Raw genomic sequence first — 18,248 nt, 5'->3', positions numbered from 1 at the left:
CATGCTAATAGACAGCCATTGACCTAACTGGACCGGAATAATAAGGAATCGCCATGTCACAAAAGCTGCTCAAACGGAAAAATTGGTTAACGCTCGAAGACTCCGCGCGATGCCTTTCGATAACGCTTTCAGAAGAAGTAAGCCCAGGGGACCTGATACAACTAGCACTTGAAGGGCATTTCAATCTCTCAGTTATGCTTCCACGCGAGACTCTCGCGGTTAAATACGAGCTCAATGAGTCTGCCCATGACCCTGCTCCAACGCTTGATAACACTCCAGACGGACTACTCGCAAGACTCGACCTGTTTAGCCGAAGCAGTTGGGCACTGATTCCAAGCACAAGAACATTGTATGAACCCAACTTTGATATGACGACCCACATTGCAGGCTTATGGGGCTTCCCCTGCTTCGAAAGCAGCGGAAATATGGACATACTTGGGCAGCGATTGTCTCAGACCCTGAGTTCACGCCCAATAAACGATAGCCCAAGCGACAGACTTCACCCAATCGTTGTTCAACACTCAGACAGTCAGGACATATACGCTCTGGTCACACTAAGCGATGAATTTAGGGTGGATTTCTCTGCCGAATTAGCACCACGGTCCAAATACACTCTATGCAGCTTGCCCGAAAACAGCTTTCTCGGGATAAAGCAGGATGAACTTCAACACTTCATCACTTCACTGAACGAACCCGAGAGTACCGACGACAAAGCTCTAAACCCACCAGACGACAGGGCTAACGATAAGGATATTATCCGTACGCAGAGAGCCTTAGCCGCACTAGCCATTGGACTATCAAAAAAACAGCCCGCTTACAGAACCGGCGATAAGCCTAACGCCCTTCGACTCGCGAAGCTGGCTACGGATCATTTACGTGACAGTGAAAGTGACCGAACTCCGTTTGGCTTCAGCGAAACCCTGATGCGCGAAACCATTTCCGCAGCTTTGAAAGCTTGTCCTGAACTTAAAGATTGACTCGTGACAACTGTCATCTACTTTTGACAACCGTCACCTGCCCCTCAAAAGAAATTAGAGGATTACCCCGAACCTAACCGGAACCAAGGGGTAATCCGATATGACCACACTAGCACCAACTTCAGAAACCTCCCGTCAGTGCATCGACCGCATGTTGCGCCGCAAGGAAGTGGAAACAATTACAGGCAGGAGCCGAAGCGCCATATATGAAGGCATTACCACAGGCACTTTCCCAAAACCCGTCAAAATCGGAAGCCGCGCTGTAGCTTGGCCAGAGTCGGTAATCCGCAATTGGATTGCTGAACGCATGGAAGGAGGCAAGGCATGAAGAAGGAAGCGCCAAGCAGTTCAACCATGAACTTAAAGAAATGCATCACTCCGAGGCAACGCCGTTTAATTGCCGCACTGCTCAAAGGGCCTTTGTCCCGAGAAGCAGCCGACCGCGTAGCAGGGGCAAGCAACAGCCCGCATCATATCGGGGAGCTACGAGTTAAGTTTCAACTGAATATCCACACCGAAAGGGTCGAACGAATCGACCGTGATGGCCATCGCACGCGCCCGGGCATCTATCACCTCCAAGCGGATTCATTCGAGTTGGCGGAAATGCTGATTTCAGCGGCATGTTATGACGACCATCTAGGGGCTAGAAATGGCTAAGGACAGCCGTGCCCGAGCCACCGGAAGGAAGGGCAACGAGCCCTTCCTCAACATCCCCCACAGCGTCCTAAACAGCGACGCCTATAAAGCTTTAGACGGTTGGGCGGCCAAACTCTTGGTAGATATTGCGGGGCAGTTCAAAGGCCACAACAACGGCGATTTGTGTGCCGCTTGGTCACTGATGCAACCGAGAGGCTGGAGATCAAAAGGAACACTTCACAGGGCGCTAAACGCACTACTGGAACATGGTCTAATCGAACAGACGCGGCAAGGAGGCCGCAACCGCTGTTCTCTCTATGCTGTTACCTGGCGAGCAATAGACGAATGCAAAGGCAAGTTAGATGTCTCACCAACGAAATCACCCAGCGCCCGATACCTAAACCTCGGGAGAATGATGGTATAAAAACAGAACCCCTACCCCGTATGAGGGCTAACTTACCCCGCATGAGGGCCAATTAGGTAAAAGTAACCTGCATGCGAGTGACCATTACCCCGTATGCGCACCAGTCAGGCTATTGCTGCATCACTCACTACCCCGCGTGAGTACACCTTTATAGTTTACCAAGGGCTGAGCCCGCTATAACAATATCTAGGGAAAAACAACATCTCCAGTTCGAATCACTGGCAAAAGGTACTCCCAAGAACCGCGAACTAACGGGTAACGTTGAGCCCTAACGTCCACTGCTTAAGAAAATCCTGACGAAGGGTTGTTGTTTTATCGTTGACCAGAAACACAGCCCCAAGTGGCACTACTCTCCATTTATTACTATAAAAAGTTAGAACCTACTTATCACGGACGATACTCATGAAATACTACCTCCCGATATTTTTCTTTTTGGCTCTTTCCGCATGTGGTGGTGGAGGCGATAGCGACAGCAAATCTGAAACCAACAGAATTATATGCGAGCCTGCCAAAACAAAATTTGCGAGCCCAACAGCGCAAGGGGCTGGAATCTACAGAGGATTCCTTGAAAACGGCTTTGACGATGGGGTGTTGGGAGAAAGTTCCGAATCATCAACCACTGCAGAAGGGATCGGACTTCTCTCGCCTTCAGGGCGCATCGCCTTTGTCGCAGGCAACGGTGTAGTAACTGGATTCTTCACTCTCCTTTCTCCTTCTGCCTTAGATGGCACTTCGACTCTTGATGGCAACATAAAGCTGTGGAATTCACCCACCGAGTCCGACAACTTGGACCTTGACGGTTACTTAACCGCTGAAAGGGACGTTATGGGCTACTGCATGACATGTAACTACTCCAGTCTTGGCGGCCCCTTTTACCAGTTCGACGCCCAGTATCAGGTACCAAAAGCCGATATTTGCTTAGCAAGCGTGGATGCGACCGGCTCTTGGTCCCAAGTCGATAATGGTGAAACAACAACCTTAACAATTGATGGTGATAACGATTTTACGGGCTCAGATTCTAGCGGCTGCGTTTACTCAGGCTCTTTAAGGGATGGTAACATCGAGGGCGGAATAATGGAGATAAACACCACCATCAGCAATTGCGACAAAGCAGGTCAATACATCGGGGTTGGTAGCATTCTTGGGCCAAGCAAAGAGGAAGTAAAAAACATCATAGGCGCAATCTGGTCCGATTCGAGAGTGATCCCAATTGCTCTAGACAAGTAACCGGCACGTTTTGAATTCAACCAACTGACCAGCCCGCGTACAAGCGGGCTGGTTTTTATCGCCTCCCTATCGGCCCGTGACTAAAATCATATCGCTCAACACGGTCGGGGTATGCCCTCTGGCAGGCAAAACCTTACAAACCTTCTGCAAGCTAACAATTTCGGCTAACCTATAGCCACAAAACCAAGCAAAACCAGATGGTTGCAAACAGAAAGTAATTACGGTGTGCGCATGGACAAGAAGAAGCTGACGGAACGGGATATTTGCACCAAGTTCATCAACCCTGCCTTGGTACAAGCTGGCTGGGACATTCTGAGCCAAGTACACGAGGAATTTCCCGTTACCAACGGTCGCATCATCGTCCGTGGACGCATGCACACCCGTGCCCGCCCTCGCCGTGCGGATTATGTTCTGAGTTACCAAAAGAACATGCCCATTGCCATCATCGAGGCGAAAGACAACAAGCACAGCCTGGGCGACGGCATGCAGCAAGCACTGGCCTATAGTGACGCTCTCGACGCTCCCTTTGTGTTCAGCAGCAACGGCGACGGCTTCCTGTTCCATGACCGTACCGGCCTGTTTGGCCAAACCGAAACCACTTTGGAGCTGAACGAATTCCCCTCTCCAGAGACGCTCTGGCAGCTTTACTGCCAATATAAAGGCATAGGTCCGGCAGCACGCAAAGCGGTGGAGCAGGCCTACTACGATGACGGCAGCGGCCGCACACCACGCTATTACCAGTCCGTTGCCATCAACCGCACCGTAGAAGCCGTTGCCAAAGGCCAGAACCGCATCTTGTTGGTTATGGCCACCGGCACCGGCAAAACCTTCACCGCCTTCCAAATCATCTGGCGGCTTTGGAAGTCCAAACAGAAGAAACGCATCCTGTTTCTTGCTGACCGAAACATTCTGGTAGACCAAACGAAGAACAACGACTTCAGACCCTTTAGCGATGTCATGACCAAGGTCACTAATCGCAAAGTTGACCCGTCCTACGAGATATATTTGTCGCTGTATCAGGCCGTGACCGGCAGCGAAGAAGACCAGAACATCTACAAGCAGTTCTCACCAGACTTCTTTGACCTCATCGTTATCGACGAGTGCCACCGCGGCAGTGCCTCTGCAGACTCAGCTTGGCGGCAGATACTGGATTACTTCTCCAGCGCCACGCACATCGGCATGACCGCCACGCCAAAAGAAACCAAAGAAGTCTCGAATATCGACTACTTCGGCGAGCCGGTTTACACCTACTCGCTGAAACAAGGCATTGAAGACGGTTTTCTGGCCCCATACAAAGTGGTCCGCATCGACCTGGACCGGGACCTTCAAGGCTGGCGACCCAGCAAGGGCCAAACCGACAAGCACGGCGAACTCATCGAAGACCGCATCTACAACCAAAAGGACTTCGACCGCCAGCTGGTACTGGAATCCCGCACCCAACTGGTTGCGGAGAAAGTCACGGAGTTCATGACACGAACAGACCCGTACCAGAAAACCATCGTGTTTTGCGAAGACATCGACCATGCCGAACGCATGCGCCAAGCCCTTGTGAACCTGAACCCCGAACGGGTGAAGGAAAACCGGAAATACGTGATGCGCATTACCGGCGATGAACAAGAAGGCAAGGCTGAGCTCGACAACTTCATCAACCCTGAAGAGCGCTACCCAGTCATCGCCACCACCAGCAAACTGATGACAACAGGCGTGGATGCCCAAACCTGCAAACTCATCGTGCTCGACCAACGCATCCAGTCCATGACCGAGTTCAAGCAAATCATCGGCCGCGGTACGCGCATCAATGATGATTACAACAAGCACTGGTTCACGATTCTGGATTTCAAAAAAGCCACCGAACTCTTTGCAGACCCCGACTTCGATGGCGAACCCGTCAAAGTGTACGAGCCTAAAGGCGGTGCCCCGGTCAACCCGGACGACGTTTACGATGACGAGCCACAAGACGGCGAGATACCTGAATGCTCAGATGATGAAGGTAGTTATGACATTCCCCCAGGCTCAGACTGGCACTCCGATGATGGCGACGCTTCAGACGATACAAGCACCAAACGCATAAAGTACGTGGTGGATGGCGTAGACGTTAGCGTTATCGCTGAACGGGTTCAGTACCTAGGCCCCGACGGCAAGCTCATTACCGAAAGCCTGAAAGACTTCACTCGCAAACAAGTGAAACAGCAGTACGCTACGCTCGACGACTTCCTGCGCCGCTGGAACGAGGCCGACCGCAAGCAAGCCATCATCGACGAACTGGCTGAGCAGGGTGTCATTTGGGATGACCTCACTCGTGACGTGAGCAAAAAGCTCGGCGAAGAGCCAGACCCCTTTGATGTCATCTGCCATATTGTTTACGACCAGCCACCTCTGAGCCGCAAAGAGCGGGCCGAGCAGGTACGCAAACAGAATTACTTCAGTAAGTACGAAGGGGCCAGCAAAGAGGTCCTGAGCGCTCTGCTGGACAAGTACACGGATGCTGGCATTGAACCTATCGAGAAGGTCGCTGTACTCAACACCGCTCCCTTTAGCCAAATGGGCTCTCTGATGGAGCTCGTGAGTGCCTTCGGTGGCAAGCCAGGCTACACCGAGGCTGTCAAAGACCTCGAAGACGAACTCTACCGCCAAACATCATAATTACCTCTACCTTTTTCCATACTTTCGCTGAAATCAAGAGACTCAATTTCTATGTCAATTAGCACCACTATCAAGTCCATCCAAGACATCATGCGCAAAGACGTTGGCGTAGACGGCGACGCCCAGCGCATAGGCCAGCTCGTCTGGATGCTGTTCCTGAAAATCTTCGACGACCGGGAACAGGAATGGGAGCTGATTTACGACGAGTACAAATCGCCGATTCCCGAAAACCTACGCTGGCGCAACTGGGCTGCCGACCCGGAAGGCATGACCGGCGATGACCTGAAAAACTTCATCGACAACACCCTGTTCCCGGGCCTGCAGAACTTGGAGCCAGCCGGAAACGACTACCGTGGCGTGGTTATCCGTAACGTATTCGAAGATGCCTACAACTACATGAAGTCTGGCCAACTGATGCGCCAGGTCATCAACAAGCTGCAGGATGGCATCGACTTCAACAAATCAGCCGAGCGCCACGAACTCGGCGATATGTACGAGCAAATCCTCAAAGACCTGCAAAGCGCCGGCAACGCTGGCGAGTTCTACACCCCTCGGGCGGTGACGGAATTCATGGTCAATCGGGTAGACCCGAAACTCGAAGAAAAAGTGATGGACCCGGCCTGCGGTACTGGCGGCTTCCTGACGTGCACCATCGAGCATAAACGCAAGAACTACGTACAGACCCCCAAGGACGAACAGACCCTGCAGAAAAGCATCCACGGCGTAGAGAAAAAGCCTCTGCCGCACCTGCTGGCCACCACCAACATGATTCTGCACGGCATCGAGGTGCCGGACCAGATTAAGCACGACAACACCCTAGCTCGCCCTCTCATCAGCTGGGGCCCGAAAGAACGGGTAGACGTTATCGTGGCCAACCCGCCCTTCGGCGGCATGGAAGAAGACGGCATTGAAACCAACTTCCCCAGCGCCTTCCGCACCCGGGAAACCGCCGACCTGTTCATGACACTGTTTATCCATCTGCTACGGGACGGTGGCCGCGCTGCCGTGGTGCTGCCCGATGGCTTCCTGTTTGGCGAGGGCATGAAAACCCGTCTCAAAGAAAAGCTGTTGGAAGAGTGCAACCTGCACTCCATCGTGCGCCTGCCCAACGGCGTTTTTAACCCCTATACCGGTATCAAGACCAACCTGCTGTTCTTCACTAAGGGCAAGCCCACCGAAACCGTCTGGTATTACGAACACCCTTACCCGGAAGGCTTCAAAAGCTACAGCAAAACCAAGCCCATGAAGTTCTCCGAGTTCCAGACAGAAATCGACTGGTGGGGCAACGAGGGCGACGGCTTCGCCAGCCGCGAGGAAACTGAGCAGGCCTGGAAAGTGTCCATCGACGACATCAAGGCTCGCAACTACAACCTGGACATCAAGAACCCCTGGCAGGGTGAAGAAGTGAATCACGACCCAGACGAACTGCTGGCCAAGTACGAACAGCAGCAGGCCGAAATCCAGGAACTCCGACACCAATTGCGGGACATCCTCGCCGATGCGCTCGCCCACAACAGCGATGAGAGTAGCGACGGAGGTGCGGCGTGAGTGCGCGGGAGCGATTACAAGCGACCGCCAGGGAGGGCGGAAGTGTCGATGTCGCAGGAGCCGTCATCGACCATCTGGATTTGTGGACCGGGGCGGTGACCCAAAAAGCCACCCGTGGCCGGGGGAGTAATGGCAAGGTCGAGCTGACTGGGGTTAAGAAGCTGCGGGAGCTGATTCTGGAGTTGGCGGTGCGAGGCAAGCTCGTGGAACAAATCGCTGGCGACGTGCCAGCCCATCAACTAATAGACGCAATTTCCGACCTCAAACGACAGAAGATTCGCGAGGGCGCACTCCCTAAGCCCAAAATATTCAAACTCGATACTGAACATGTTCCCGAGTATGACGTTCCGAATCTTTGGACTCTCACACCACTTGGCTACCTCACTCTTCAGATAACGGATGGGGTGCATCACACGCCGAAATACCTCCCCTCCGGGGTGCCATTTATCTCGGTTAAAGATATTGACGGGCGGAGTGTCTCGTTTCGCGACTGCAAGTACATTTCGGAAGAACAGCACAACGAGATAAACAAACGTTGCAACCCAGAGCGAGGTGACATTCTTCTCTGCCGAATTGGAACATTAGGCCGAGCGACAATTGTCGATACCGATACACCTTTCAGCCTATTCGTTAGCGTCGGCCTATTGAAAATGCCGACGACTCTAATTTCATCCAGGTATGTTCACCTAGCATTGCATTCCCCATTCTCACTTCAGCAGATGGATCAGATAAAGGCAGGGGGAAGCCACACAAACAAGCTTAATTTAGGAGCGATACCAACGCTTCACATCCCTGTCCCGCCGATGGAGGAACAACACCGCATCGTCCAAAAAGTCGATGAACTCATGGCCCTCTGCGACCGGCTGGAACAGCAAACCAGCGACCAACTCGAAGCCCACGAAACCCTCGTGGACACCCTGCTCGGCACCCTCACCCAATCCGAAAACGCCACCGAACTGGCCGACAACTGGGCCCGCCTCGCCGCCCACTTCGACACCCTGTTCACCACCGAACAGAGCATCGACAAGCTCAAGCAGACCATCCTGCAACTGGCGGTGATGGGGCGATTGGTGGAGCAGGATGCGGGGGATGAGCCTGCCAGCATCCTACTTAATAGAATAGAAGAAGATAAAAATCGGCTCGCGGCAGAAGGCAAAATCAAAAAAAATAAGCGCCCGCCAGAAATCAGGGAAGACGAAACGCCGTTTAACATACCTCGAAGCTGGCAATGGGCACGAATACATCAAGTTTCAGAATTCATAACTTCCGGGTCGCGCGATTGGGCCAAGTATTATTCTGATTCAGGCGCAATATTCATCACAATGGGAAATCTTTCTCGAGGAAATTACCGCCTCCGGCTTAAAAACATAAAACATGTTTCACCACCTACCGGAAGCGAAGGCGCAAGAACCTCACTGCGAGCTGGTGACATGGTGGTGTCAATCACTGGTGATGTGGGCAACTTGGGGCTTATACCCGAAGGTTTTGGCGAAGCATATATCAACCAACATTCTTGCCTAGTTCGTTTTAGCTCACTTTGCAGAAACAGGTACTTTGCTGAGTTTTTGAGAAGCCCATTCGCAAAAACTCAGTTCAATGAACCACAGCGAGGCATCAAGAATAGCTTTCGTTTGAGCGATATGGGTGAGATGACCGTCCCGTTGCCGCCATTGCAAGAACAACACCGCATCGTCCAAAAAGTCGATGAACTTATGGCTTTGTGCGACCAGCTCAAGGAACGCCTGCATCAAGCCAACGAAACGCGCTGCCAGCTGGCTGAAGCCATAGTTGAAAAATCACTACGCCTAGAACACTAGGCTGGGCTGATAAAACTCCTTACCCATGAAGCACAGTCAACACTGGACAACAAAAAACAAAACAATTAACCTAATAGGTTAATGGAATCTTTAAATATATGGAAATAACCTTCGCCAACAAAAAGCTGATGAAGCAAATGAACGACGGCCGAGAGATGGTTAAGGTTCATGGGTCCAAAAGAGCCAAAAAGCTTCAAATTGTCCTAACACAGCTGTTCGCCGCCCCGAACTTAGGAGCGTTCGCGCCGCCCTACAGCCCTCCGCATCGGTGTCATGAACTAACCGGCAACCGGAAAGGCCAACTGAGTGTAGACCTAGACCATCCTTACCGGCTTGTTTTGAAGCCGAACCATGACCCAATGCCTGAACGCAGTGAAGGCGGGCTGGATTGGCAAGCTGTTACAGAGATTAAAATTATTGGAGTGGTGGATACACATGGGTGATTCGGTAAAGAACCAATACAAACCCAACTACGCAGTCTTGCCTGGCGACGTCCTCAGCGATGAGCTGGAAATTCGTGATATGAGCCAGCAGGAGCTTTCCAAGCGAACCGGGCTGTCTGCAAAACATATTGTGTCAATTGTTAAAGGCAAAGCCACAATTACGCCAGAAACAGCAATAAAGCTGGAAAGGGCCATTGGCATGCCAGCCAATTACTGGCTGAATCTTGAGAGTAATTATCAGGAGATAAAGGCCCGCCTGGACGAAGAGGAAAGGCTTGAAAACGACCTGAATTGGTTAAAGCGTATCCCAGTAGCCCAAATGGTCAAACTCAACTGGATTAAGCGCCATAAAGCAAAAAAAGATCAGCTCAAAGAGGTCCTGCAGTTTTTCGGAATCGCTAGTGTTGACCAGTGGAGCCAGATGTGGCCGCGACTCAGTGTTGCTTACCGTCAAAGCAATCAACATATGGTCTTGGCGGAAGCGGTATCAGCCTGGTTGCGAAAAGGGGAGCTTGAAGCAGCATCCATTCCCTGCGCTCCCTACAACAAACAAAGCTTCCGGCAGTCCCTAAACAGAATTCGCTCTCTAACGGATATGAGCCCCCAAGAGTTCGTTCCGAAGATGCAAGCGCTTTGTGCCGAAGCCGGGGTTGCCGTTGTCTTTGTCCCATCCTTACCCAAAACCGGAGTGAGTGGGGCAACAAGGTGGATTCATTCGAACAAAGCGGTCATTCAGCTCAGCCTGCGGTATCGTTCAAACGACCATTTGTGGTTCACTTTCTTTCACGAAGCTGGTCACATTTTGCTCCATGGGAAGAAAGATTTGTTCATTGAACGAACAGACAAAAGCTCCAATGGCCTTGATGACGAGAAAGAGGCTGAAGCAAACCACTTCGCCCAAAATGAATTGATACCGGCAAAGGCCTTGGAGCAGTTCATCCGAAAGGGCTCGCGAACCAAAGCAGACATTAGCTCCTTTGCAGAGCAAGTCGGAATTGCACCTGGCATCGTGGTCGGCCAGCTACAACACAAAGGCATTTTGGACTATCAATTCTGCAACGACCTTAAACAGTTTTATAAGTGGAACCATGAACAGGACTCATAACGAGACTTCAATCAACGCACCTAAGAACAAACAATGAGGCTCAGTGTTAAAAAGCGCCGAAGATAGGCAAATAATCCATTGTGTGTCTTGAGATATCGAACCCGCGCAAACAAAGCGTTTCAAGATTTCTTTTGTTACATTGAAAAATAGTTTTTAATTTTACATTCGACATTGTTCAGCTGTACGCAAAAAAAAACACCTACCGCAGACGCCTTCAGCTCATCTGAAGCTTTATCGGCGCCCTCAAAGGGGGATACCGACGCTTATTCGTGAGCAATGGCGGCTTTACTCCCACAGTTCTACATTAAGCGCAGAGCATGCAGGCGCCCTCCGCAGCTCGGACGTGAATCACCTTAGATTCCTCTTAAAACCTAACAACACTTCGGAGCAGTTCGGGGGTACTTATGGGGGCATATATCTAGCAAATAATATAAAACCGCATTAAAATCATAGCTATATATTATCAGTTTCGTGGACGCCGTCTCCACCAACTAAGAGTTTTAGGGGATCCAGAGAGGTCCACTAAAACACCAAAAGCCCCGGTTTCGGGGCTTTTTTATGCCCACTCATTCCAAATTGATCCAATGGCATCCAAACACTCTTGTGGCTTACAGCTTCAGTTCCACAAGGTTATCCCCGCAGACATTCCCATGAGTATTTGTTGCTCACCTTCCGGCGCTCACCGCGCCAGTATGTCATGTAGCTACCATCACCACCGGCTCTGAGTTTGGCGTCATAATATTCGATTTCTTCCTTCAACCTTTCACAGTTGGCCTCGCGCTGGCGATCATTACTGTTCTTTTGAGACGTGCGGTTGGAACTGATTTTCTGGGAGGTTGTTTTACGCTGAGGAGCTCTTGCTAGAGAAAGAATGGTACCGATATCATTTCCACTTAGACTCTCGTACCTGCTGCACGCTGCATCACGAAACCCTCTACTACGATCAGTGCCGTCTTTGCGGTATTCATCATTCCAAAATCTACATGTATTCAATGTCGTTTGGATGGCATGACGGTCGGGTGTTTTGTCGACGATTTTCGGTGCCGGCTTGGACTTCGCAAGGGCTGATTGATTAGTGTTGGGTGTAATTTCGATTGGCGTCATACGGCCGGCTCTAGGGCCTTTCCATTCTTGGATTCGGCTTTGATGGTAGGCAGACACCAAAGGAGATATGTCATAACCTAGGTGACGCATGAATGCCTGTCCCTGGTCTGAGATCAACATAGCAACCACAATGGCGATGAAGACGAGCGTTATCAGGTTAGCGACAAAAACAGCGGCAACTCTTCCTAGAAACCTCAAAACCAACTCCTTTGATTTAGACCGTTAGAACAAATTGTGAAGGTAGCTTACTTATTGATGATTGGCTACAGGCATCACCATATGTCCACAAAGCCTCAACGAGCTCAACTCCCGGCGCCTACACAAACTCAATCCCTCCGCCCCTGCTGCCTAAACTCATTCGGGGTCATTCCAGTCCAACGAACAAAGCTGCGAGTGAAAGCACTGTGCTCCGAGTAGCCCAACACCAATGCGATATCGACCAGCCCCAAATTGGTTTCCCGCAAATAGCGTTCAGCCATTTCACGCCTTACCGCAGCAACCTCATTTAGAAAGCTGGTCCCTTCCCGGGCCAGCTGGCGCTGTAGAGTGCGGGTGGACACCCCCATACTGGCCGCTACTGTCGCAATATCCAGCTGCTGCTCCGATAACAACCGCCCTATGCGCCGGCGAACGTCGTCCACCAATGGCGATTCAAGTGGCAGGCGGGCCAGCAAGGCATCAGCCTGAGCTTCCAGCATGGTCAGCATGGCCGGGTCAGAGGTTTGCAATGGGTGGGCCACGGTATCCGCAGATACGCTGATCACGGTTTCCGGCTGCTCGAATCTCACCGGGCAACCAAAATAATCGGTGTAAGCCTCGATATTCGCGGGCGTGGGGTTAATGAAATCCACTCGCTGCGGCACAAGGCCCGAAAAAGTCAGGCGCCGAAAGAAGTTGACCAGCGCGGTTACCGCGGTTTCATCCACCAACGGCCCCGGGCGGCCATGTTCGGCATCCCAGACCAACTCCATCGCGCTGTCATTTTCCCGAACGATCAGCGGGGTCACGTCATAGATCAGTCGTTGATAATGATGGAAGTGAGCGATGGCCTCGCCGAGATTTTGAGAAGCCATAATGACGTATCCGAGCACACCGGCATGGCGAGGTATGACGGTTTGCCCCAGATGCAACCCCAGCAGTGGGTCGTTCAAATGCTCCGCCGCACACTCAAGCAGCTGGCGCCAAAGATCGATCGGCATGTCGGCATTGAGCAAGGTATCCTGCGGCGGCCGGGGCACCGGCAGTAGCTGATCGGTGTCGACGCCGTGCTGATCAAGATACTCGTATAGCGCGAGGGCAAAGCTGGCCGGAATAGATCGGCGGCGAACGGTCATATAACTCTCGACATCGATGGGCTGGCGTAAAGTGTTAAAAACGTGGCAGCCCGTGTCAAGCGAGTGACGAGGCACTTTGTCACCGTTGTCGTTAGAAATCCGTCGAACAGTAATGTCCAACCCGGTCGAGAGGAACATCGATGTTAATAATGGTAACGGGTGCCGCATGCGGCATAGGCGCTTGCATCATTGAGCAAGCCGTTAAGGAAGGCCACAAGGTGATTGCAGCCGACCTGAACGCCGAGGGGCTCGCTAAACGCTGGGAGAATCAGAGCGCGGTACGCTGCGAAACGCTCGATGTGCGAGACAACGGGCAGTGGCAGGCATTATTCGAACGCCTTGCCTCCGAGCATGTAAAGGTGGATGTGCTGATCAATGTGGCCGGCGTGCTTCGCAGTGGCCGTACCGGCGAGCTGGACAGCAAAGATGTCGACCTGACTCTGGACGTAAATGTAAAAGGCGTCATTTTCGGTACCAACGCGGCCGCCGCTCACATGCTGGCCAGCGGGCATCGCGGGCACATTATCAACATCGGCTCGTTGGCATCCTTGTGCCCTGTACCGGGCAATGCAGTCTACGCCACCAGCAAATTTGCGGTGCGCGGCTTCAGCATTGCGGCAGCCGGCGATCTTTGCCGTCATGGTATTGCCGTGTCACTGGTCGGGCCCGGCCCGGTTAAAACAGCCATGCTGGAACAGCAGCGTGGCGATGATAACTCCGCACTGACCTTCGCCAGCAGCCGTGCACTAACTCCAGAGGAAGTCGCCCAAGCGGTGTTGGGGCCGGTTCTTAAAAAACAGCCTCTGGAATACTACCTGCCCTGGCAAGACAAGCTGCTGGGCAGACTTTCCAATGCGGTGCCGACCTTTTTCCTGCGCATGACTCGCAGCGCCATGGAACGTGGCCGTAAGAACTTTGAATCCGACAGTTTTCGCTGAGAACAACAAGAGATAACCCATGACACATTTCAAACAGATCACAGACTTTGACGGTTCACGCAGTGCATACGGCCAGCAAGCTCGTGTTGAAGACACTCGCGCCGCCGCGGAGGGTTTCCGAAAGACTATGTTAGCCGGGCCAAAAGCGCGCTATTTCCGGTCGTTTGATCTCGTGAAGGTGCCCTACCCCGCCCGTTACGGGTTGCGCAATGCGTTCTCTCGTGAACGACTGGTGGAGTACGTTCATATCCAGAACCGTGTCTTTGTGGTGCAGTTCGATACCGAAGAAGGCGTGAAAACCATGCTGGTTTCACCTTCCGACTACGAGCGAAACGGTGAAACGCCGTTTTTCCGCCGACTGCAGGACACCACCCCAAGCTTTGTCGCCGATAGGATCATCGACCGGCAAACCACCGCGCCGGCCATTGTCGCCAGTCTTGGCCTGAAGCCAGAAGACATCGACTACATCACCTACGACCACCTGCACACTCAGGATGTGCGCCGCTGGCTGGGCACCGACAAGGAGCCGTCGATATTCCCCAATGCCAAGCTGCTGGTGCATTGGCGTGAATGGGAATCCGCTCTGGACCTGAACCCTTATCAGGCAGACTGGTATTGCCCATCCGGCATCGCCGGAATCGCCGAAGATAAGGTCATCAAGTTTGACGGCTCGATCATGCTGGGCGACGGTGTGGCACTGGTTCACACGCCGGGCCATACCGAGGGCAACCACTCGATTGTTGTCCACACCGACGAAGGCCTGTGGGTAACCAGTGAAAACGGTGTCAGCGTGGATTCTTACGCCCCCCACCTGTCTGCCGCCAGCGGCGTGGCTGACTACGCCAAGACCATCGGCACCGAGGTCATCATCAACGGCAACACCCTCGAAAACTCCATCGACCAGTACATTTCAATGGTGCAGGAAAAGACCATTGCAGGCCCCTCCCAGCGCGATCCGCGCTTCCCGAACATCTTCCCTTCCTCCGAGATGACTCCGTTCTGGGCATTTCCAGGTGCCAAGCCAGCGTTTTACGTGGGTGAAGCCCGTCACGGCAAGTTGCACGTCCCCACCTAAGTTGTGGGATGGCCTTGTTTTGCGGGCCAAAGCACCTCACCACTTTGTGATCGGGCTGGGGGAATACGAGCTGGAGTGGCAGGGTGATACGCGTTTAAAGCGAAGCCTGGAGCTGCCCGGCATTGTGGTTGACGACGTAGTAACGTTCGAAGAAAACCGGTCGGTGCATTATGAAATCACACCCACGGCCCTAATGCCTGGCGGCAGCCTGACGATGACCATTGAAGAGCCTGAACCAGACTCATTGTTCGTGCGGTTCAGCTATTGCGCCCGGTATCTGGACGAGCTCAGCGATGAACTTCCTTACGATCTTTTCGTACAGCAGGCGTATATCGCAGCAGACATCGACACCATCCGCATCATTCGTAATCGCATAAAAAGCCACTAAAAAATGGGGCCTGATCAGGCCCCATTTTTCGAAGGATTATCGATTATTTACCTTCACTGGCATTAAACATCTCTTTCGAGATATCAGTAACGGCAGCGTAAGTGCCTGTTCTCGCCAAGTCACGCTGAAGCTCAGGAAAAATAGGACCGCTGAACGACTTCTCTGCAACAGTAGTCAGGATGGTCGGTACGTTAAAAGCCTTAGCGGCTTTCCCCAGACCGGTAACGTTGTTGCGAACGTCCTCGATGCTATGGGAGCGGGTCGCAAACGCCATCTGCGGCTGATGGTCGATCAAAATCAAACTGTGGTTATCCGGAGTCAATAGACTATCGCTTGGCTCTCCGGCCATCGCCAGGCCAGAGCCTAGAATGGCTAGAACGGCAGTAAAAACAGCTAACATTCGATCATATAGGTTCATTGCGTTGCTCCTCTTGGCTTGTGAATCCGCTCCACATAAACGCTGGGAGTATGCTCGCCGCTTTAACCTCGAAAAAAATGCCTTTAATTCGAGCAAATCATTGTTCGAGATTCGGGTATGCATAAAAGCATGAACGCCGGCTGACTTGGCTCTGAACAACACGGGACTGTCAGTAACGTCCACGCCTCCGTGGAGATTGTCTGCCAAGGGTTTGGCTTTGCCTGGCTGCCCCACCCTTCAATTGCCGAGCACCTTGAAAGCGGACATTTGCAGGTTTTACCCCTGCAAGAAGGAAGGCATCGCACGGTCAGTTTTTTATCTTCATTACTTGGGCGATGAGCATATCGGGATCGCCGCACGGAAGTTCATCACAGAACTACGTAAGCAGATTTCCAATAAATAACTACACTGAATTGTGTTAACTGACGCTAACCGTGCCATTTGCCCTTCGTATTGTGCGTATGTGGAAAGTCCTGCTAAGCGTTGGTATTAGCAGGAAAATTATGGCACTGTCGCGCGCCAAGTTTTAAAGATGCATTAAAAAAGGTTTATGTTATGGCTCAGGGTAACCAAAAATCAGGCGGAGACTATTCGATAGCTCAGCTTGGTGACCCAGTAGTACTTACGCTCAGTGTTGGTTTTATTGCGTTGTTTGTAGGCTTTTCTTTGTTTGACCTCAAAGGCGTCGCCGACGCGATCGGTAGCGGCTTCACTTGGACCGCCCGGGTCTTTGGTACATACTTCCAGCTGTTACTGCTGGCTACCTTCTTTATTGCTATCGGCTTGGCTTGTACTCCCGCCGCAAAAGCGAAAATCGGTAATCTGGACCGCCCGGAAATGAGCACCTTCCGCTGGCTCTCCATCATTATGTGCACACTACTGGCCGGGGGCGGCGTATTCTTTGCGGCCGGCGAGCCGGTTTACCACTTTGTGGTCACGCCACCGGCATTTGACACTGAGCCCGGCACCGTTGAGGCAGTGGCCAGTGCCATGGCGCAATCGTTTATGCACTGGGGTTTTTTGGCTTGGGCTGTACTCGGCACGTTGGCGGCCATTGTGCTGGCTCACACCCATTACGTGAAAGGCAACCCTCTCCAACCCCGCACTCTGCTTTACCCGATCTTCGGTGAACGCATCATGAGCGGCTGGGTAGGCAGCGTTGTAGACGCATTCTGCGTGATTGCCATTGTCGCGGGCACCGTTGGCCCGATCGGCTTTTTGGCGACTCAGATGAGCTTTGGCCTCAGCGAACTGTTCGGTCTGACCGATGGGCTTGGAACACAAATGGCCATCCTGGCAGCGCTGGCCGCCATTTACGTAACATCAGCCGTTACCGGCGTGCACCGCGGCATTCAGTTTTTGAGCCGGATGAACGTCTTCCTGGCGCTGGCGATCGCAGCCATCATTTTTGTCTTTGGCCCGACGCTGTTCCTCACGAACACCTACATGCAAAGCATGGGTCAGTACGTGTCGTCCTTCCTCGACATGGCGACCATGACTGCGGATACCGCACCTAACTGGTGGATGAAGTGGTGGACGGTGTTCTTCTTCGCCTGGTTCATCGGCTATGCGCCGCTCATGGCCATCTTCGTTGCTCGTATTTCTCGCGGCCGAAGCATTCGGGAAATGATTCTTGCCGTCGCGGTTATGGCCCCGATTGCGACCACCGTATGGTTCACCCTGCTGGGTGGCTCCGGCATTTACTACCAGATGACCGGTGTGATCGATCTGGCTGAAGCATTGAACAACTTCCGCTTTGACGTGGCGACACTGACGGTCGCTCAGGCCCTGCCCGGCGGTGGATTTATGGCGCTGGCCATTCTGATACTGACCACGATTTTTGTGGCGACCACTGGCGACTCCATGAGCTACTCCATTGCGGTCGTCAGCTCTGGTCACGACCAGCCGAAAGCATTCGTCCGAGCCTTCTGGGGTATAGCTATGGCGGCCATGGCCGGAATTCTGCTGTACATGGGCGCTGGTCAGATCAGTGTATTGCAGCAGTTCATTGTGATCACAGCCATCCCGGTTTCTCTCATTCTGCTGCCGTCACTGTGGCTCGGCCCTAAAGCCGCCTACGCGATGGCCCGCGAGCAGAAGATCATTGAAGAAAAAGTCGTGCTGCAGCACAGCTAAGCTTAAGCTGTATAGATCCGTGGGCAAAACCTTTT

At 52.5% G+C, this 18,248-nt stretch carries 14 protein-coding genes and 2 pseudogenes; 13 read left to right on the top strand and 3 right to left on the bottom strand.

What is annotated here, in order from left to right; all coding sequences use genetic code 11:
- The first annotated feature begins 53 nt into the window (after positions 1 to 53).
- The 8 genes from ACNQ6O_RS02370 to ACNQ6O_RS02335 all read left to right on the top strand — a co-directional run bounded on the left by ACNQ6O_RS02370 (position 54) and on the right by ACNQ6O_RS02335 (position 10,820).
- A complete protein-coding gene (locus ACNQ6O_RS02370) occupies positions 54 to 977 on the top strand; it encodes a hypothetical protein (protein ID WP_418051641.1) in 924 nt (307 codons plus the stop codon).
- A 100-nt stretch (positions 978 to 1,077) separates the two neighbouring features.
- Positions 1,078 to 1,305, top strand: coding sequence for a helix-turn-helix transcriptional regulator (locus ACNQ6O_RS02365; protein WP_418051640.1), 228 nt, complete (start codon positions 1,078 to 1,080; stop codon positions 1,303 to 1,305).
- Positions 1,302 to 1,634 (top strand): hypothetical protein, encoded by a 333-nt coding sequence (locus ACNQ6O_RS02360; protein ID WP_418051639.1) that lies wholly within the window; start codon positions 1,302 to 1,304, stop codon positions 1,632 to 1,634. The genes ACNQ6O_RS02365 and ACNQ6O_RS02360 overlap by 4 nt, the downstream gene beginning before the upstream one ends.
- A gap of 805 nt (positions 1,635 to 2,439) precedes the next feature.
- Entirely contained in the window at positions 2,440 to 3,264 is an 825-nt protein-coding gene (locus tag ACNQ6O_RS02355; RefSeq protein WP_418051638.1) for a hypothetical protein, read from the top strand.
- Between the two features lie 231 nt (positions 3,265 to 3,495).
- Complete coding sequence (gene hsdR / locus ACNQ6O_RS02350; RefSeq protein WP_418051637.1) at positions 3,496 to 5,907, top strand: EcoAI/FtnUII family type I restriction enzme subunit R; 2,412 nt, start codon at positions 3,496 to 3,498, stop codon at positions 5,905 to 5,907.
- Positions 5,908 to 5,958: 51 nt separating this feature from the next.
- Positions 5,959 to 7,455 (top strand): N-6 DNA methylase, encoded by a 1,497-nt coding sequence (locus ACNQ6O_RS02345; RefSeq protein WP_418051636.1) that lies wholly within the window; start codon positions 5,959 to 5,961, stop codon positions 7,453 to 7,455.
- On the top strand, positions 7,452 to 9,272 hold the full coding sequence (locus ACNQ6O_RS02340) for a restriction endonuclease subunit S (protein WP_418051635.1): 1,821 nt from the start codon (positions 7,452 to 7,454) through the stop codon (positions 9,270 to 9,272). Before ACNQ6O_RS02345 ends, ACNQ6O_RS02340 begins: the two co-directional genes overlap by 4 nt.
- Positions 9,273 to 9,707: 435 nt before the next feature.
- On the top strand, positions 9,708 to 10,820 hold the full coding sequence (locus ACNQ6O_RS02335; protein ID WP_418051634.1) for a HigA family addiction module antitoxin: 1,113 nt from the start codon (positions 9,708 to 9,710) through the stop codon (positions 10,818 to 10,820).
- A gap of 630 nt (positions 10,821 to 11,450) precedes the next feature.
- On the opposite strand, the gene ACNQ6O_RS02330 is transcribed toward ACNQ6O_RS02335, so the two are convergent.
- Both ACNQ6O_RS02330 and ACNQ6O_RS02325 read right to left on the bottom strand, forming a co-directional pair.
- A complete protein-coding gene (locus tag ACNQ6O_RS02330) occupies positions 11,451 to 12,122 on the bottom strand; it encodes a hypothetical protein (protein WP_418051633.1) in 672 nt (223 codons plus the stop codon).
- A gap of 128 nt (positions 12,123 to 12,250) precedes the next feature.
- A complete protein-coding gene (locus ACNQ6O_RS02325; protein ID WP_418051632.1) occupies positions 12,251 to 13,258 on the bottom strand; it encodes an AraC family transcriptional regulator in 1,008 nt (335 codons plus the stop codon).
- Between the two features lie 140 nt (positions 13,259 to 13,398).
- On the opposite strand from ACNQ6O_RS02325, the gene ACNQ6O_RS02320 reads away from it, so the two are divergent.
- The 3 genes from ACNQ6O_RS02320 to ACNQ6O_RS02310 are packed head-to-tail and all read left to right on the top strand — an operon-like array spanning position 13,399 to position 15,659.
- Positions 13,399 to 14,196: an SDR family NAD(P)-dependent oxidoreductase gene (locus ACNQ6O_RS02320; protein WP_418051631.1), complete on the top strand. Its 798-nt coding sequence runs from the start codon at positions 13,399 to 13,401 to the stop codon at positions 14,194 to 14,196.
- Between the two features lie 19 nt (positions 14,197 to 14,215).
- Entirely contained in the window at positions 14,216 to 15,271 is a 1,056-nt protein-coding gene (locus tag ACNQ6O_RS02315) for a hypothetical protein (protein ID WP_418051630.1), read from the top strand.
- Between the two features lie 19 nt (positions 15,272 to 15,290).
- On the top strand, positions 15,291 to 15,659 hold the full coding sequence (locus ACNQ6O_RS02310; protein WP_418051629.1) for an AtaL-like protein: 369 nt from the start codon (positions 15,291 to 15,293) through the stop codon (positions 15,657 to 15,659).
- Between the two features lie 127 nt (positions 15,660 to 15,786).
- Here ACNQ6O_RS02310 and ACNQ6O_RS02305 read toward each other — a convergent pair.
- Positions 15,787 to 16,008 (bottom strand): annotated as a pseudogene (locus tag ACNQ6O_RS02305) (hydrolase); the annotation flags it as partial.
- Positions 16,009 to 16,254: 246 nt separating this feature from the next.
- On the opposite strand from ACNQ6O_RS02305, the pseudogene ACNQ6O_RS02300 reads away from it, so the two are divergent.
- Together ACNQ6O_RS02300 and ACNQ6O_RS02295 are read left to right on the top strand one after the other, a co-directional pair.
- Positions 16,255 to 16,416: pseudogene (locus tag ACNQ6O_RS02300) on the top strand (hypothetical protein); the annotation flags it as partial.
- Positions 16,417 to 16,632: 216 nt separating this feature from the next.
- Positions 16,633 to 18,213 carry a BCCT family transporter gene (locus tag ACNQ6O_RS02295; RefSeq protein ID WP_418051628.1) on the top strand — a complete coding sequence of 527 codons (1,581 nt, stop codon included), beginning with the start codon at positions 16,633 to 16,635 and terminating at the stop codon, positions 18,211 to 18,213.
- Positions 18,214 to 18,248: the final 35 nt, after the last annotated feature.

It is taken from the genome of Marinobacter sp. SBS5 (genome assembly GCF_048285575.1).
GTDB lineage: Bacteria > Pseudomonadota > Gammaproteobacteria > Pseudomonadales > Oleiphilaceae > Marinobacter.
The sequence above is the reverse complement of the archived record's forward strand: the minus strand, read 5'-3'. Positions and strand labels throughout refer to the sequence as shown.

Excerpts from the sequence above, each read along its gene's own strand:
- ACNQ6O_RS02325 (WP_418051632.1), bottom strand. The coding sequence starts at position 13,258 with ATGACCGTTCGCCGCCGATCTATTCCGGCCAGCTTTGCCCTCGCGCTA.
- ACNQ6O_RS02370 (WP_418051641.1), top strand. The coding sequence starts at position 54 with ATGTCACAAAAGCTGCTCAAACGGAAAAATTGGTTAACGCTCGAAGAC.
- ACNQ6O_RS02295 (WP_418051628.1), top strand. The coding sequence starts at position 16,633 with ATGGCTCAGGGTAACCAAAAATCAGGCGGAGACTATTCGATAGCTCAG.
- ACNQ6O_RS02345 (WP_418051636.1), top strand. The coding sequence starts at position 5,959 with ATGTCAATTAGCACCACTATCAAGTCCATCCAAGACATCATGCGCAAA.
- ACNQ6O_RS02320 (WP_418051631.1), top strand. The coding sequence starts at position 13,399 with ATGTTAATAATGGTAACGGGTGCCGCATGCGGCATAGGCGCTTGCATC.
- ACNQ6O_RS02365 (WP_418051640.1), top strand. The coding sequence starts at position 1,078 with ATGACCACACTAGCACCAACTTCAGAAACCTCCCGTCAGTGCATCGAC.
- ACNQ6O_RS02335 (WP_418051634.1), top strand. The coding sequence starts at position 9,708 with ATGGGTGATTCGGTAAAGAACCAATACAAACCCAACTACGCAGTCTTG.
- ACNQ6O_RS02315 (WP_418051630.1), top strand. The coding sequence starts at position 14,216 with ATGACACATTTCAAACAGATCACAGACTTTGACGGTTCACGCAGTGCA.
- ACNQ6O_RS02355 (WP_418051638.1), top strand. The coding sequence starts at position 2,440 with ATGAAATACTACCTCCCGATATTTTTCTTTTTGGCTCTTTCCGCATGT.
- hsdR (WP_418051637.1), top strand. The coding sequence starts at position 3,496 with ATGGACAAGAAGAAGCTGACGGAACGGGATATTTGCACCAAGTTCATC.
- ACNQ6O_RS02360 (WP_418051639.1), top strand. The coding sequence starts at position 1,302 with ATGAAGAAGGAAGCGCCAAGCAGTTCAACCATGAACTTAAAGAAATGC.